Annotated in this window: 13 protein-coding genes; 2 read left to right on the forward strand and 11 right to left on the reverse strand. The window is 70.1% G+C overall.

Features of this window, described 5'->3' with window-relative positions:
* The 8 genes from VIM26_RS07060 to VIM26_RS07095 all read right to left on the reverse strand — a co-directional run.
* Nucleotides 1-425: hypothetical protein (locus VIM26_RS07060; RefSeq protein ID WP_331949643.1), on the reverse strand; the 425-nt coding region annotated here is incomplete at its 3' end.
* A 389-nt stretch (nucleotides 426-814) separates the two neighbouring features.
* Entirely contained in the window at nucleotides 815-2,743 is a 1,929-nt protein-coding gene (locus VIM26_RS07065; RefSeq protein ID WP_331949644.1) for a glycoside hydrolase family 127 protein, read from the reverse strand.
* A 2-nt stretch (nucleotides 2,744-2,745) separates the two neighbouring features.
* Nucleotides 2,746-4,779, reverse strand: a complete 2,034-nt coding sequence (locus VIM26_RS07070) for a TIM-barrel domain-containing protein (RefSeq protein ID WP_331949645.1) — start codon at nucleotides 4,777-4,779, stop codon at nucleotides 2,746-2,748.
* 60 nt (nucleotides 4,780-4,839) lie between these two features.
* The gene (locus VIM26_RS07075) at nucleotides 4,840-6,399 is read right to left on the reverse strand and encodes an MDR family MFS transporter (RefSeq protein ID WP_331949646.1); all 1,560 of its coding nucleotides are present in this window, start codon (nucleotides 6,397-6,399) and stop codon (nucleotides 4,840-4,842) included.
* 2 nt (nucleotides 6,400-6,401) lie between these two features.
* On the reverse strand, nucleotides 6,402-6,890 hold the full coding sequence (locus VIM26_RS07080) for a MarR family winged helix-turn-helix transcriptional regulator (protein WP_331949647.1): 489 nt from the start codon (nucleotides 6,888-6,890) through the stop codon (nucleotides 6,402-6,404).
* Between the two features lie 51 nt (nucleotides 6,891-6,941).
* Nucleotides 6,942-7,379 (reverse strand): GNAT family N-acetyltransferase, encoded by a 438-nt coding sequence (locus tag VIM26_RS07085; protein WP_331949648.1) that lies wholly within the window; start codon nucleotides 7,377-7,379, stop codon nucleotides 6,942-6,944.
* Between the two features lie 4 nt (nucleotides 7,380-7,383).
* A complete protein-coding gene (locus VIM26_RS07090; protein WP_331949649.1) occupies nucleotides 7,384-7,737 on the reverse strand; it encodes an alcohol dehydrogenase catalytic domain-containing protein in 354 nt (117 codons plus the stop codon).
* Entirely contained in the window at nucleotides 7,671-9,146 is a 1,476-nt protein-coding gene (locus VIM26_RS07095) for an MFS transporter (protein ID WP_331949650.1), read from the reverse strand. The genes VIM26_RS07090 and VIM26_RS07095 overlap by 67 nt, the downstream gene beginning before the upstream one ends.
* Nucleotides 9,147-9,246: 100 nt before the next feature.
* Here VIM26_RS07095 and VIM26_RS07100 point away from each other — a divergent pair, with 100 nt between their 5' ends.
* On the forward strand, nucleotides 9,247-10,134 hold the full coding sequence (locus tag VIM26_RS07100) for a helix-turn-helix transcriptional regulator (RefSeq protein ID WP_331949651.1): 888 nt from the start codon (nucleotides 9,247-9,249) through the stop codon (nucleotides 10,132-10,134).
* Nucleotides 10,135-10,260: 126 nt separating this feature from the next.
* On the opposite strand, the gene VIM26_RS07105 is transcribed toward VIM26_RS07100, so the two are convergent.
* The 3 genes from VIM26_RS07105 to VIM26_RS07115 are packed head-to-tail and all read right to left on the reverse strand — an operon-like array spanning nucleotide 10,261 to nucleotide 12,265.
* Nucleotides 10,261-10,605, reverse strand: coding sequence for a hypothetical protein (locus VIM26_RS07105; RefSeq protein WP_331949652.1), 345 nt, complete (start codon nucleotides 10,603-10,605; stop codon nucleotides 10,261-10,263).
* A 20-nt stretch (nucleotides 10,606-10,625) separates the two neighbouring features.
* Complete coding sequence (locus tag VIM26_RS07110; protein WP_331949653.1) at nucleotides 10,626-11,111, reverse strand: helix-turn-helix domain-containing protein; 486 nt, start codon at nucleotides 11,109-11,111, stop codon at nucleotides 10,626-10,628.
* On the reverse strand, nucleotides 11,108-12,265 hold the full coding sequence (locus VIM26_RS07115; protein WP_331949654.1) for an ROK family transcriptional regulator: 1,158 nt from the start codon (nucleotides 12,263-12,265) through the stop codon (nucleotides 11,108-11,110). The genes VIM26_RS07110 and VIM26_RS07115 overlap by 4 nt, the downstream gene beginning before the upstream one ends.
* Nucleotides 12,266-12,559: 294 nt before the next feature.
* On the opposite strand from VIM26_RS07115, the gene VIM26_RS07120 reads away from it, so the two are divergent.
* Nucleotides 12,560-15,709: a glycoside hydrolase family 3 protein gene (locus VIM26_RS07120; RefSeq protein WP_331949655.1), complete on the forward strand. Its 3,150-nt coding sequence runs from the start codon at nucleotides 12,560-12,562 to the stop codon at nucleotides 15,707-15,709.
* Nucleotides 15,710-15,821: the final 112 nt, after the last annotated feature.

Consider the following 15,821-nt stretch of genomic DNA (forward strand, 5'->3'; position numbering starts at 1 on the left):
TCGCGGATCGCGCGGGCGACGCGGACGTGCTCGCGGGCAGCGCCGTTGGTCAGCGAGCACCGCCAGGTGAGCCAGTGCGCGCAGGACACGATGCCGTCCATCGCCCACCCCTCGCGGGCGTCGAACTCCCCGAGCAGGACCAGGAACCGGCACGTCGCGGCGTTCAGGTGCCCCGCCAGGGTGGTCAACGCGACCTCGAGCTGCGGGACGCTCAGGTCCGCGGGAACGGTCGAGGTGAGCGCCGACATCAGCGCGGCGTCGGTCCCGGCCCGGCGGTGGATGCGCGACGGACGGCGGGCCTGCGGCGCGCGGTGGGCTCGCCGTCGACGCTCTGCCCCGCCCCGGGAGGCACGGCGACGCACGCCGGTCGACGACACGCCCGCGAGAGCGTCGATTGCGGTCCTGACCTGTGTGTCTGTGCCCATGAGCCGACGCTACCCGGAGCCACCGACACTCCCGAAGAGGGGTGCGGAGACTGCGTTCGTGCTCGATCTGCAGCGGTTGCGGTGCGTTCCCGCGGGAACGCCCACAGTGCTGCGGTGCCCCGTTGATCAGGGGCGAGTTCGTCGTTTTGGCGCGAGTTCGTCGGTCGAAAACGACGAACTGGCGTGAGAGTGACGAACTCACGGGGCCGCGGTGAGCCTGCTCGACATTTGACGGGCTTCCGGCGGGAAGCCTTGTTGCTCACCCTGTGACGTTCCCGCGGGAACGTCCTCCTAGGAATCGACGGTCCGGCGACGCTGGCGACCGAGCCGTGGCTGGGCGAAGGCCCCGCTACGGGAGCGCAAGGCCGATGCTGAGCCCAGCGGCCCGGCTACCGTTCGCCGTCGCGTGCTGGCGCTCCGTCAGGCGTCCACACCCGCATCGGCCCGAGCCGCCGGTTCGCCCACAGGGCGTACGGGATGGCGACCAGGTCGACCGGTGCGCCGTCGGACCGGCCGGGGAGCGTCAAGGTGACGGTCCCGCCGAGAAGTCCAGGGACGAACCGTTCAGTGGCGCCGGCGCTCTCGAACCGCTCCCGGTCGAGCGAGAGCGTGTCCACCGAAACCGACGCGGGTTGGTCGACCTGTTCGAGGCAGTACACAACGGGTCCGCGTTCGACGGCGACACTTCCGCGCACGGCGTCGACCCGGGGATCCGCGCTCGTCAGTCGCGCCTCGAGCGGCAGGAAGAGGGTCACCACATCGCCCGCTCGCCAGGCGCGATCGACGACGGCGTACTCCCCCGCGGCGGCCTCGAACTCCTCGCCGCCGGCGGAGAGGCGAGCCCCCGCCGCCCACGCGGGAATCCGCATCGAGATCCGGGCAGCGGCCTCGGGCGCCTCGAGGACGGTGACGCGAATGGTCCCGTCGTGCGGGTAGTCGGTCTGAACCTCGATCACCAACCGACCGCTTTCGAGCTCGGCGCAGACGGTGCCCGTCGCGTATTGCTGGAGCTGGACACCGACCGCGTCGCGGGTCGCGACGTAGTGCTGCAGCTGGGCGAGCGTGCGCATCGCGTTCGGCGGGCAGCACGCCGTGGAGAACCATCGCTGCCGGCCGAGCGCGGGGTCGATGCTGGTCGTCACGACAGCATCGCGGCGAAGCTGCAGGGTGTTCGCGTAGAAGAACTTCTGGCCGTCGAGCGAGACGCCGGCGAGCATCCCGTTGAAGAGCGTCCGTTCGATGAGGTCGGCGTAGCGCGCCCCGCCGGTCGCCAGGAGCAGGCGCCAGCTCCACTGGATGCTCGCGATCGCGGCGCAGGTCTCGGCGTATGCCGTCTCGGTCGGCAGCTCGAACTGATCCCCGAACGACTCACCGTCCCAGCGCGCGCCCATCCCTCCGGTGAGGTACATCTTCGACGCGACCACGTCCTCCCACTGCGCCTCGAGCGCGGTGAGCAGTTTCTCGTCGCTGGTCTCGATCGCGACGTCGGTCGCACCCGCCGCGAGGTAGAGCGCGCGCACCGCGTGGCCCTCGAGGGTCGTCGCCGCACGGACCGCAACGCGGTCGGAGAAGTAGGCGCCGTCGTGCGGCGAGCGGCCGCGGGCCGCGACGGCGAACTGCGCGAGGTCGAGGTAGCGGCGCTCCCCCGTCTCGCGGAACAGCTCGACCAGGGCCATCTCGACGAGCGGATGCCCGTCGACGTCGTGCGAGCGGCCGAGACCGAACGTCTCGGTCAGCAGGTCGGCGAAGCGACACGCGACGTCGAGCAACGTCTCGTCGCCCGTCGCCCGATGGGCCGCGACCGCAGCCTGGAACAGGTGCCCGGCGCAGTACAGCTCGTGGCTGATCCGCAGGTCGGCCCACGGTGCCCCGGTGACGATCTGGACGAACGAGTTGAGGTAGCCGCAGGTGCGTTGGGCGGCCAGCACGTCCTTGATCAGCTCTCGGCTGTCAGCCCCGAACTCGTCGCTCGCCGAGCGGTCCTGTTCCCAGGCGGCGGCCTCGAGCCATTTGTAGACGTCGGAGTCCATGAAAAGCGGGCCACGATAGCCCGGAGAGTCGCTGTCGAACCCGCTGGCCGCCGGGTCGATGCGCGTCGCGGCGCGCAGCGGAGGCAGTCCCTTGGCCGCGTTCACGAGGTTGTCGACATTGCCGGCGGTGCGCAGCTGTCGCGAACCGTCCGGGATTGCCGCGGCGCGATTCGTCTCCTGGCGCGCGAACCAGAAGCCGCCGCGGATCGCGCTCGAGTCGACCGGCCGCAAGGCGACCTGAGCTGTTCGGGTCGGGGCGACCGGCCCTGGATGCGGCGCTGCGGTCACGGTCAGATCCTCCCGACGAGCTGGGGCAGTGCGCCGTCGCGTGCGAACACCGGAATGACGCCGAGCGGAGCGTCCACGTCGAGCCAGCACCCGCCGTCGGCCACCTCGCCGGAGTGCAGGTTGGTCCACCGCGACCCCGCGGGCAGGTAGACCGGCCGGGCGACCGCGCCCGCGGTCATCACCGGGGCGATCAGCAGGTCCGGTCCGTACAGGTACTGGTCCACAAGGTCCCAGGCCGCCGGGTCGTCGGGGAACTCGTGGAACACGGCCCGCATCACCGGCTGACCGTCCGTGTGCGCCTGGGCCATCAGGCCGCGGGTGTAGTCCCGCAGGACCTCGCGCAGGTGCACGTACCGCTCGAGGATCTCGTACACCTCGTCCCCGAAGCTCCACAGCTCGTTCGGAGCGCCGGACGCGAGGCGGGACGAGCCGTCGGCGGCGACGACGGCCTCGCTCGGGCCGCGGTCCCCGTGCAGGCGCATCACCGGCAGGAACGCGCCGAGCTGGAACCAGCGCACGAGCAGCTCGTGGAACGCCGGGTCGTCGGTCCGGCCACCGCCGAACCCGCCGATGTCGGTGGTGAACCACGGGATGCCGGCGATCCCCATGTGGATGCCTGCCGTCACCTGCCGGCGCATCGAGGGGAACGAGGAGTGGATGTCCCCGGACCAGACGAGCGCGCCGTAGCGCTGGCTGCCCGCCCAGGCGCACCGCACCAGGTTGACGACCTCGCGCTCGCCGTCGGCGACCATGCCGTCGTAGAAGGCGCGGGAGAACAGCTGGGGGTAGAGGTTGCCGACCTCGGCGACCTGGCCGAGGTGGTAGCGGTAGGCGTCGAAGTCGTACACGCCGTACTCGGGCTCGGCCTCGTCCAGCCAGAACAGCCGGATCCCGTGGCCGGCGTAGTTCGCCCGGCACTTGTCCCACAGGTAGGCGCGGGCCGCCGGGTTCGTCACGTCGACGAACTGGCTCGGGTCCTCGAACCGCATCTGCACGTCGATGCCCCGGTTGGACAGCACGAGCAGGCCGCGGCGCCGCATCTCCTCGAAGTTCTCCGACTCCTGGGACACCTGCGGCCACACCGAGACCATGAGCTCGATCCCGAGCTCCTTGAGCTCGGCCACCATCGCCGACGGGTCCGGCCAGAACTCCTCCTCGAACCGGAAGTCGCCCATCTTCGGCCAGTGGAAGAAGTCGGCCACGATGACGTCCATCGGCAGCCCCCGGCGCTTGTGCTCCCGAGCGACCTCGAGCAGTTGGCCCTGGTTCCAGTACCGCAGCTTGCACTGCCAGAAGCCGAGTCCGTGCTCCGGCATCATCGGCGCGTGCCCGGTGGCGTCTGCGTAGGACGCGGTGATCCGCGCCGGCGACGAGCCCGCGGTCACCCAGTAGTCGAGCTGGCGGGCGGACTCCGCCACCCACTCCGTGCGGTTCGAGGCGAACGTCGCCCGGCCGATCGCCGGGTTGTGCCAGAAGAACCCGTACCCGGCGCTCGAGAGCACGAACGGGACGCTGACCTGCGAGTTCCGGTGCGCGAGCTCAAACGTGCAGCCCTTGATGTCACCGATGTCCTGCTGGTACTGCCCCATCCCGTAGAGCTTCTCGGCCGGGTCGGACTCGAGCGACAGCCCGATCCGGTAGGTACCTCCCGGCTGGGCGGAGTACGTGCGCGCTCGGAGCTTGAGCGCCCCGCCGTCGTCGCCCTCCTGAAGCAGCAGGCGCCCGTCGGCGTCGTAGAACGCGAGCCGGCAGGCGAACTGCCGGTAGCCGGCCTGGGAGTCGAAGAAGTCCGACGCCGTCGCGACGACCCGGATCGCGCCGTTCGTCAGGGTGGCCGTCCCCTGCCCGACGACGACCCGCGCGTCGTCGTGCGCGCGGGCGTCCGGCGGCAGGAGCGCCCAGTCGGCATCGACGACGTCGGCCCCGAGTGCGGCACGCACCCGCACGCTGCCTCGCCCCCACGGCTCGACGACGAGCGTCTCGCCACCACCGCGCCAGGTCAGTCGGGCGCCGTCGACCTCGAAAGGCTCCTGCATGAGCACACAGTAGTGAGCCGCGTTTCGACGGTCGTCCGTGGTCCGACGAAACGGATGACGCTACGGAGCCGCTTCCGCGCCGGTGTGGTCGCGCAGCTCGATCTCCTTCAGGAACCAGGTGAGCACGAACGCGACGAGAACGACGGGCACAGCGGTCAGGAAGACGGTGCTCAGCGACTCCACGAACGACAGGACCACCGGCCCACGGACCGCCGCCGGCAGCGCGGCGATCACTTGCGGCGAGCCCGTGAGCTGCGCGGGGTCCACCCCGTGCAGCGCCGACGCGGGCAGCCTCGAGGCGAGCTCCGAGATGAGCCGGTTGGCCAGCACCGTCCCGAAGATCGCGGCCCCGAACGTGCCACCCATCGACCGGAAGAACGCCGCCGACGACGTCGCCACCCCCATGTCGCGTGGGTCGACCGAGTTCTGCATGGCCAGCACGATGACCTGCATGACCAGACCGATCCCGATGCCGAGGGTCGCCATGAACAGCGCCGTTCGCCAGTACGGCGTCTGCGCGCCCAGGGTCGACAGCAGGCCCATGGCCAGCGTGGTGATGGCGGTCCCGACGACCGGGAACCGCTTGTAGCGCCCGGTCGAGGTGATCCGCCGCCCGGAGAGGATGGACGCACCCAGCAGGCCCACCATGAGCGGCAGCAGCTCCAGCCCGGACTGGGTCGGGGAGACCCCGCGGACGATCTGCAGGTATACCGGCAGGAACACGATCGCCCCGAACATCGCGAAACCGATGACGAACCCGATCCCGCTGGCCACCGAGAAAATCCGGTTGTGGAACAGCCGCAACGGCAGGATCGGCTCGGCCGCGCGGGACTCCCACCAGACGAACCCGACGGACAGCGCGACGCCGGCTGCCAGCAGGCCGAGGATCTCGGCGGAGGTCCAGCCGACCTCACGACCCCGGACGACGCCGAGCAGCAGGCTGCTCACCCCGGCGACCATCAGCGCCGCGCCCAGGAAGTCGATGCTGTGCTCGCGGCGCACGTGCCGCAGCCCACTCAGCGCCCGGTCGGTCACGACGAGCGCGACGAGGCCCAGCGGGATGTTGATGAAGAAGATCCAGTGCCAGGACAGGTGGTCGACGAAGAAGCCGCCGAGCAGCGGTCCGGCAACCGACGACACCGCGAACACCGCCCCGAAATAGCCCTGGTAGCGGCCGCGTTCCCGCGGCGGGATGACGTCGCCGATGATCGCGAACGCCAGCGCCATCAGGCCGCCGGCCCCGAGGCCCTGCACCGCCCGCGCCGCGATGAGCTGGCCCATCGACTGGGACAGCCCGGCGAGCGCCGAGCCGATGAGGAACACGACGATGGCGAACCGGAACAGCGGCTTGCGGCCGTACAGGTCGGAGATCTTCCCGTACAGCGGCGTGGACGATGTCGAGGCGAGCAGATAGGCCGTCACCACCCAGGACAGGTGCTTGAGGCCCCCGAGGTCGCCGACGATCGTGGGCAGCGCGGTGGACACGATTGTCTGGTCGAGGGCGGCCAGCAGCATCCCGGTCATCAGACCGGTGAGGATTTCCAGGATCTGGCGGTGCGTGAAGCGGGCGGGTACGACGCCGCCGGGCTGGCCGGCGGCGTCGGTGATGGGGTCGGCCACGGCTACTCCGTCCTCTCGTCGGTTCGGGTTTCGTTGCGGGCAGGTGTGTGCGGCTCGGAGGTGTGTCGCAGATCGTCCGCCAGCCTGCGCAGGAGTTCACTCAGGGTGCGCCGGTCATCCGGGGGCCAGTGGGTGATCGAGTCGCGGATCGCCGCTGCGCGGTTGTCCAGGAGCTGGGTCAGCACCTCGCCGCCGCGAGCGGTGAGGCTGACGCGCTGGGCCCGGGCATCGGCGAGGTCGGCGGTGCGCCACACCATGCCCTGCTGCTCGAGAGCGCGCAGGTGCCTGCTGATGGTCGACAGATCGAGGTGCATGTGCGCGGCCAGATCCGAGGGTCGGACCGTGCCGAGCTGGTGCAGGTCGAACATGACCGCGATGCCGGCCTTGTCGACGGCGGCGTTCACCGGGAGCCGGGACAGCTGGTGCACCACGGTGTAGAGGGCGGTGGCGAGCTCACGGTCGCTCGTCGTCCCCACGGTTGCATGGTCCATGCAACCAGTAGAAATCGGCGCGGCCGTAGGCGTCAATACCTGGTGCCGAACTCAGGCCAGCGTCTTCTTGTAGAAGACCGCGGAGTCTTCGTAGTCGAGGGCGAGGTAGAACGGCCCGGCCCGGCGGCTGGCGAGGGCGACGTAGGCGGCACCGATGGATTGCGCCCATGTCTCGGCGTGTTCCATGAGGCGGCGTCCGATGCCGAGGTGCCGAGCTTTTTCGTCGACCATGAGCTCCTCGACCCAGGCGACCGGGCCGTTGGCGAGGAACGTGAGATGACTGCTGCCGAGCAGGTAGCCGGCGACCGCGCGTTCAGGGGTCTCTGCGACGAGCAGGAGCGTGTGTGGCGCGCCGACCAGCTGAGCCCAGGAGGCGTCGAAGGCGTCGCGTCGGGGTTCGAACGAGCCGGCGAAGTCCCGGGCGAGGGGCCAGACGCCGTCGCCGTCGTCGATGCGAGCAGTGCGGATCAGCGCTTGTTCGTCAGGCATCCGCTCAGTGTGCCAACGCGGTCAGGCACCGGCCGGGTCGTCGAGGAAGTCGACGGTGGGGACGAAGTACAGGCTGCCGGTGACGGCACGAGGTCTGCAGCCCCTCGCGGCAGAAATCGCACGTGTTGTCGGCCCATACGAAGGGCGCCACGACGAGGTCACCCTTGCGCAGTCCGGACACGTCGGCGCCGAGCTCCTCGACGACGCCGAGGAACTCGTGCCCCATCCTGCGGCCCGTGGCCGAGGCGGTCAGGGAGCCGAACGGCCACAGGTCGCTGCCGCAGATCAGGGCTACGCGTGGACTGCGCGAGCGGCCGGCTCGGCCGCCAGGAGGTCCTCGAGCTCGCGGTCCTGCCACGCGGGCCGACGGCGGGTGCGGGTCGCCACCGCGATCACGACGGCGACCGCGAGCATCAGCGCGCCGGCGTCGAACGTGGCGGCCACCTGGTCGGCGAGCAGCGCGGGGGCATCGGTGACGCCCTGGCCCGCGGCGGCCGCGACCGTGACGAGCACGGCGAGCCCCAACGAGCCGCCGAGCTGGTGGGCGACGTTCACCGCGCCGGAGGCAGCCCCGGCGTCCCGCGCCGGCACGCCGGCGACGCCCGCCGTGGTCAGCGGGGTCAGCGCCAGGCCCTGGCCGAGGCCGATCAGGACCATGGGCAGCGCGATCCCGGTCAGGTAGGGCGTGGCGCTGGTCAGCTGGGTGAGCCAGGCCGCCCCGAGCGTCGAGATGACCAGGCCGGTCACCATCAGCACGGTGTTGCCAAACCGGCGGATCAGGCGCGGCACCGCCATCGCCGCGGCGAAGTTGACGACCGTCGTCGGCAGGAACGCCAGCCCGGCCATGGTCGGGCTGTACCCGAGGACGCCCTGGAGGAACTGGGCGGTGAAGAACCAGAAGCCGACCATCGCGCCGAGGAACAGGAACCGCGCGGCGTAGGCCCCGGACCGCTGCCGGCTGGCGAACACCCGCAGCGGCAGGATGGGCTGCGCGGCGCGGCGCTCGTGCAGGAGGAACCCGGCGACGAGCGCGACCCCCGCCACGAGGGCCGCGAGGGTCAGCGGGTCGGTCCAGCCGGCGTCGGCGGAGCGGACGAGGCCGTACACGAGCGCGCTCAGCCCGAGCGTCGAGGTGACGGCGCCGGGCAGGTCGAGCCGACCCCGGTGGCGCACGGTCTCGGGCAGCACGCGCGTCGCGGCGATCAACAGGACGATGCCGAGCGGCACGTTGATGAAGAATCCGACGCGCCACGAGATCAGGTCCGTCAGGACCCCACCCGCGACCAGGCCCACGCTCGCACCGACTCCCGCGACGGCGCCGTAGTAGCCCAGCGCCCGGGTGCGGTCGGGCCCCTCCCGGAAGGTGGTCTGCAGCAGCGCCAGCGTGGAGGGCGCCAGCACCGCGGCACCGACGCCCTGCACCGCGCGGGCCGCGATCAGCATCGCCGGCGACACCGCCAGGCCGATCACGAGCGAGGCCGCGGTGAACAGCCCCAACCCGACGACGAACATGCGTCGGCGTCCGAGCAGGTCACCGGCGCGGGCCCCGAGCAGCAGCAGGCCACCGAACGCCAGCAGGTACGCGCTCTGCACCCAGGACAGGCCGGTGGCCGTGAAGCCGAGGTCGGCGCGGATCTGCGGCAGCGCCGCGATGACGATGGAGACGTCCAGCACGAGCATGAAGTAGCTGATGAGGATGACAGCCAGCACGGCGTTGGTGCGCGGCGCCGCCACCGATGGAGAAGACGTGGGTACGGGAGAGGGCATGCTGCAAGGAAACCCCGGTCCGGTGAGAGGTGGCAGGGCCTGTCGAGGCAGGTACCGGCAGGGCCTCCCACGCTCGCGGGCGCGCTCGTACGCTCGCTGAGTGGACAACCGCACCGAGATCCGAGAGTTCCTGGCGACCCGTCGGGCCAGGATCACCCCGCAGCAGGCGGGCCTGCCTGCCTACGGCGGGAACCGGCGCGTCCCCGGGCTGCGCCGCGAAGAGGTCGCGATGCTCTCCGGGGTCAGTGTCGACTACTACATCCGCCTCGAACGGGGCGACCTCACCGGCGCGTCCGACGGTGTCCTGGAGGCCCTCTCCCGCGCGCTGCAGCTCGACGACGCCGAGCGCGCCCACCTGTTCGACCTGGCCCATGCCACGAGCGCCAGCGCCAGACCCCGCCGCCGCCCGGCTTCGAAGCAGGTGCGCCCGAGCGTGCAGCGGGTCCTCGACACGATCAACGCGCCGGCCTGGGTGCGCAACGGCCGGGCCGACGTCGTGGCTACCAACTCCCTGGGTCGCGCGCTCTACGCACCGGTCATCGACAGCCCGGCGCAGCCGGCCAACACGGCCCGGTTCACCTTCCTGGACCCGCGGGCCGCCGAGTTCTACCCCGACTGGGAACGCGTCGCCAGCGACATGGTCGCGGTGCTGCGCGCCGAGGCTGGCCGCAGCCCCTACGACCGTGCGCTGACCGACCTCGTGGGTGAGCTGTCGACCCGGAGCGAGGAGTTCCGGACCAGGTGGGCGGCGCACAACGTGCTGTTCCACAGCACGGGGACCAAGAAGCTGCACCACCCCGTCGTCGGTCACCTCGACGTGACCTACGAGGCGCTCGAGCTCCGCACCGACCCAGGACTGACCATGATCGTGTACACAGCCGAACCCGGCTCGCCGACCCAGGACGCCCTCAACCTCCTAGCAAGCTGGGCCGCCACCCTAGAGCAGGAGCAGCGCGCCAAAGCGGAGATCGCCAAAGACCTCCTGTAATCGCCCGCAGTCGCGAAACGATCGTCGTCGTCGCTCCTTTCGCATCGAACTAGGAATTGTTGTCGTCGCGGCGGCGGAAAGACGACAACAACTCCCAGTTCGCGGCCGGCGTGGGGAGGTGGCAACTCACGCTCGCGTGGCGGCCTGCGCCAGCCGCCGGGCGTCCTCGATCGGCACCGGAACCGTCTCTGCGTCCAGGAATCGCTGGTACGGGTGAGTGCTTGCGGGCGTCGGATCGCGAAAGTAGGGCGCGACCGCCAGCGGCGTGCCCGGCTCGGTCCGCCATCCCTCGGCGAGAGGTCCGAGGTCGAGGCTGTCGTAACCGATGGCGTCGAGGAATCGGACCACCGCCTGCTTTGCCGCGTCGTCGTCGCCCGCGATGGGCAAGGCGGTGCGGTCGACGCGTGGGCGACGTCGGACGGGGTGCTCGATCTCGACGTCCTGCTGGGCGAGGTGTTCGCCGCCCTGCATTAGCGCGACGATGGTCGACGTCAGCCGTCGCGGTACGAATCGTGGATGTCCTGCCAGCCCAGTGCGGCACCGAGCGCGCCGAGTCCGCGTGCGGCAGCCTCGAGCTCGGCCACGTTGGCCGAGCTGATGCCCGCGAGCGCGTAGCGCAGCGTCTGGGCCGACACCTCGCGGGCCGTGTCCCGCAGGTCGACGGCCGACGGCGTCGCCCGAAACCTGCTTGTCTGCGCAGTGGTGCCGGTCGCCTCGCGTGCGAGGAGGCCGCGCCGTCCGAGCGATCCTGCCGCCGCGGCGACGTCGCTCGCAGGCAGGCCGGTGGACGCAGCGATCGCCCCGACGCTCGAATCCGGGTGACGCAGGACGTCCCGCAGGACCCGCACCTCGACCACAGGGATCAGCGTCTGGTCGCGCCGCTTCTCCGCCCGCTGCCGCACCGCCGCGTTCATGCCGTCCACCACCTCGGCGAGGTCGACGAGGGCGCGGACCAGAGCGTCGTCGTCGGCGGTCATCGGGACGCCAGCGTCACGGCGAGCTGAAGGGCGCCGGTGATCTCGGCGCGCACGCCGAGCTCCGCGGGAACGATCTCGATCGCCGCGCCGGTCGCGGGTTGCGCGTAGCGCCCCATCGAGGAGTGCACGCCGTCGATGAGGGGTGCCCCGACGCAGCCGAGCTCGCCGCCGATGATCAGCGCCGACGGGTTCAGCAGGTTGCACAGGTGGGCGAGCACGCTGCCCAGCGTCCGGCCAGCCTCGTTGAGGATGCGCTCGGCGATGGCGTCGTCGAACGATCCGATGTCGATTGCGCCGGGGTCGATCGTGGGGTGCGTGTGGGCGAGCTGCTCGCGGATCGCGCGGACGGACACCACGGCCTCGAGACAGCCGCGGTTTCCGCACCGGCACAGCTCGGAGCGACCGGGCAGCGCGGTGTGCCCGATCTCGCCGGCGAGACCGCTCGATCCCTTGTACGGCTCGCCGGCGAGGATCATGCCCGCGCCGACGCCGTCCGAGGCCCTGACGTACAGGAAGTCCTCGTGGTGGCGCCCCGAACCGCACGTGCGCTCGCCATAGGCACCGAGCAGCGCGTCGTTCTCCACATGGACCGGCACGTCGAGCAACCGCTCCAGCTCCCGGGCGGGCGCGAGCCCCACCCAGCTGGACAGGATGGTGGGCGACCGCACCATGCCGGTGCGCCTGTCGAGCGGGCCGGGGATGCCCGCGACCAGTGCGGACAGGCTCTCGACCGAGTGCTCCTCCCGAAGCCTGGTCAGCGCCCCGGCAGCGAGCCGCATGGCTTCGGCCGCGTGGACGTCGACGTCGATCGCCAGACGCTCCTCGCCCAGCGGGCGCCCGAGCGCGTCGGCGACCGCCACCCGGATGTGGCTGTGGCCGAAGTCGATCGCCGCGACAGGCGCGCCCGAGGCGACCGCCGCGAGGCTGATGGCGGGACGGCCGCTGCCCGAGCCGCGACCCTTGGCCTGCGTCTCGACCTCCGTGACGCGCCCGTCGGTGAGCAGCCGCCCCACGGCGTGGTTGACGGTGCTGCGAGACATGCCGGTCACCCGGGCGAGCTCGGAACGGGTGACCTCGCGTCCGGACCGGATGAGCAGGTAGAGCTCCTCCCGGGTCCGGTCCCGCGGAGCTGGACGATCGGCAGCTGTCGTCATGGTCCGAACTCTAGGTGACCGGCCACCGCAATTACCGCCAAAGTGGTCCGATTAAATGTTCCTGCATGGGCTGAAAAGACTCACATATTGGTCCTTTTTGAGCCTTTGACACACCGAAAGAAGCCTTGTACCTTCAATTTCGTCGCGTTCTTGAACAAAATGGATGCGGCCGGAATGCCGATGAGGGCAGGCCGTTCGCTTTACCCGATGTGCCCGAAATGCCGCGTTGTCAGAGAGGACAACTCCATGCATCCATCACGCCGAAGGTTCGCAATCCGACGGTCCGCACTGCCCATGGCGGTGGCGGCCGCGCTCGTACTGGCCGGCACGGTCAGCGCGGGCGCAGCGACGACCGACCCGGGGCCCAGCGCGCTCGAGCTGCAGAACGCCCAGCGCTCGAAGGCCGCGGCGACCCAGGGGATGGTGCTGCTGGAGAACCAGAACAAGGCGCTGCCGATGCCGAAGACCGGCAACGTCGCCCTCTTCGGTGTCGGCGCGCACAAGACCGTCGCGGGTGGCACCGGCTCCGGCGAGGTCAACAACCGGTACACGGTCTCGATCCGCAAGGGCCTCGAGAACGCCGGGTACCCGATCACGACCAGCGACGCGTACTACCAGGCGATGGTCGCCGCGTACGACGCGAAGTACCCCAGTGGCAGCGGCGGTTTCGGCAAACCTGCCATCGACTACTCCTCCGTCGAGCAGCTGCTGACCCCCGCCACCGTGGCGCCCACCGCACCGACCGACACGGCGATCTACGTCGTCGCCCGCAACTCGGGCGAGGGCGCGGACCGGACCTCCGGGCCCGGTGACTACCTGCTGACCGACGTCGAGCGTGCGGACCTCAAACTGATCGGGCAGACGTACAAGAACACCGTTGTGGTGCTCAACGTCGGCGGAGTCGTCGACACGTCGTTCTTCAAGCAGATCAACGCCGCAGCGACCGATCCCGCCGGCCACGATGCGCTCGACTCCCTGCTCCTCATGAGCCAGGCCGGGCAGGAGTCGGGCAACGCGCTGACGGAGATCCTCAACGGCACCGTCACCCCGTCCGGCAAGCTCACCGACACCTGGGCCTCCAGCTATGCCCAGTACCCTGCGGCCGCGACCTTCGCGTCGAACGACGGCGATCCCCTGCACGAGCAGTACAGCGAGGGCATCTACGTCGGATACCGCTACTTCGACTCGAAGTACAGGTCGATCAACGCCGCCGACCCGGCAGGCGTCGTGAACTACCCGTTCGGCTACGGACTGTCGTACGCCCACTTCAGGATCGATGCCCAGACCGTCACCGCGGACATGAAGGCGGTGACGGTCAAGGCCAAGGTCACGAACACCGGCCGCGCGGCCACCGGAAAGCAGGTGGTCCAGGCCTATTTCTCAGCGCCCCAGACGGGCCTGGACAAGCCCTACCAGGAGCTGGCCGGGTACGCGAAGACCGCCGCTCTCGCGCCGGGCGCGTCCCAGACCGTGACGATCAGGTTCGACACGACGCAGATGTCCTCCTACGACGTTGCGAAGGCCGCCTATGTCATGGACGCGGGCGACTACCTGATCCGTGTCGGTACGTCCTCGCGTGACACCCACGTCGCGGCACGGCTGAACCTCAAGAAGACGACCGTGACGCAGCAGCTGTCGAACCAGCAGAACGACACCGCCCCGGCCACCGAGCTCACCAGCTCGCCGTCCGAGTTCTACGGCTACGCGTCCCAGCACGCCGAGATCGCGAAGGCACGGCTCGTCAACCTGAGCACCAAGGGCTTCCGGGCTGAGCAGAACACCTCGAAGTACGACCAGTCGGTCGCGGTCGACCCCTCGTCGCCGTACTCCGCGATCGACGGGGCGAAGATCTCCTCGACGACCGCGTACCTCGACCGCAACAGCACCGATTGGGAGGGCACGGGCGCGCCGTACGTCACCAAGACGGGCGAGACGGCGAAGTACGTCCGCACAAAGGCGGGCACCACGCTCTACGACGTGCTCAAGAAGAAGGCGACGATCGAGCAGTTCGTCGCCGGGCTGAGCACCACCCAGCTCGCCACCATCGTCGAGGGCTCGAAGGCCGCCGGATCCACGAAGTCGGCCGACGGCGCCGCGGGCTATACGACCGCGAAGTACGAGAGCGCCGGCCTGCCGGCGATGACCCTCTCTGACGGACCGGCCGGCCTTCGCCTCACCAAGCAGCTCGCGACGACCCCGGCGACCTATCAGTTCGCCACTGCGTGGCCGATCGGGACCCTGCTCGCCCAGTCCTGGGATCCCGGCGTGGTCACCCAGGTCGGCGCGGCCATCGGTGCGGAGATGAAGGAGTTCGGAGTCACGCTCTGGCTCGCTCCGGGCATGAACATCCACCGCGACCCGCTCAACGGACGCAATTTCGAGTACTACGCCGAGGATCCGCTGGTCGCCGGTCTCACCTCCGCGGCAGCGACCAAGGGCGTGCAGAGCAACCCGGGGGTCGGCGTCACGATCAAGCACTTCGTCGCCAACAACCAGGAGACGGACCGCAACACGACCGACGCCGTGATCGGCGAGCGGGCGCTTCGCGAGATCTACCTCAAGGGCTTCGAGATTGCGGTCACGAGCGCACAGCCCATGGCCGTCATGACCTCCTACAACAAGGTCAACGGCCGGCACACCGCAGGCTCGTACGACCTCGACACGAACATCCTGCGCGGGGAGTGGGGCTTCAAAGGCCTGACGATGACCGACTGGACCTCCGTGGACCAGGCCGGGATCCTCGCCGTCCAGTACGCCGGCAACGACCTGGTCGAGCCGGGGAACAACCCGGGCCAGGTCGTCGCCTCCCTCAAGAAGGTCGTCCCGACGCTCGACCTGACCGGACTGCCCGCGTACAACAAGTCGACGACGACGTTCGGCGAGCTCAAGTGGACGACCTACGTCTGGAGCCTCGGCAGTCTGACCCTCTCAGCGGACGGGGACCAGACGATCAGGACGACCGTGGACAAGGGCACCGACCTGTCCCAGGTACCGCTCTCCGGCGAGACCAGCCGGGACGCGATCAACAACGAGGTGTTCACCCCGGTGCCCGCCTACGGCTCGGTGGCGAATGCGTACGCCGCCCTGACGGGTCTGCTCGCCCCGGCGAGCACCGCCCTGAACGCGACGCAGAAGGCGGCGATCTCGATCGGCGACGTCGTGCACCAGGACCCGTCGGACGCCACCAGCCCGGTCGTGTCCTACACGGTGGTCATCAAGGGGAGCTACCCGGCCACCGGCTACAACCTGCGCCTCGGTGACCTGCAGCGCAGCGCGACCAACATCCTGAAGGTCGCGATGCAGACGTCCGGCTTCGGCGAGCTGGCGACGGCGAACGGGGTCGACGGGGTCAAGATCCGCCCGTACACCGCGCAGTTCAGGAACCTGTCCGAGTACATGACCAGCTCCACGGGCCAGGTCGTCACACCCCGCGGCAAGTCATGACCGCCACGCCGCGCCACACCAAGGGCTAGGCAAACTCGGCTAGGCAAACTCGCCGTCGGCGACGCGCACCTCCCCCCTAACGTCCGAGCGTTGACGTCCTATAGGACGTCAA

Source organism: Pengzhenrongella sp., assembly GCF_036565025.1.
Taxonomy (GTDB): Bacteria; Actinomycetota; Actinomycetes; order Actinomycetales; family Cellulomonadaceae; genus Pengzhenrongella.

Bases quoted from the DNA above. Each gene is read 5' to 3' on its own strand.
- VIM26_RS07115 (WP_331949654.1), bottom strand. From the start codon at position 12,265: ATGACGACAGCTGCCGATCGTCCAGCTCCGCGGGACCGGACCCGGGAG.
- VIM26_RS07105 (WP_331949652.1), bottom strand. From the start codon at position 10,605: ATGCAGGGCGGCGAACACCTCGCCCAGCAGGACGTCGAGATCGAGCAC.
- VIM26_RS07110 (WP_331949653.1), bottom strand. From the start codon at position 11,111: ATGACCGCCGACGACGACGCTCTGGTCCGCGCCCTCGTCGACCTCGCC.
- VIM26_RS07095 (WP_331949650.1), bottom strand. From the start codon at position 9,146: ATGCCCTCTCCCGTACCCACGTCTTCTCCATCGGTGGCGGCGCCGCGC.
- VIM26_RS07085 (WP_331949648.1), bottom strand. From the start codon at position 7,379: ATGCCTGACGAACAAGCGCTGATCCGCACTGCTCGCATCGACGACGGC.
- VIM26_RS07080 (WP_331949647.1), bottom strand. From the start codon at position 6,890: ATGGACCATGCAACCGTGGGGACGACGAGCGACCGTGAGCTCGCCACC.
- VIM26_RS07120 (WP_331949655.1), top strand. From the start codon at position 12,560: ATGGCGGTGGCGGCCGCGCTCGTACTGGCCGGCACGGTCAGCGCGGGC.
- VIM26_RS07070 (WP_331949645.1), bottom strand. From the start codon at position 4,779: ATGCAGGAGCCTTTCGAGGTCGACGGCGCCCGACTGACCTGGCGCGGT.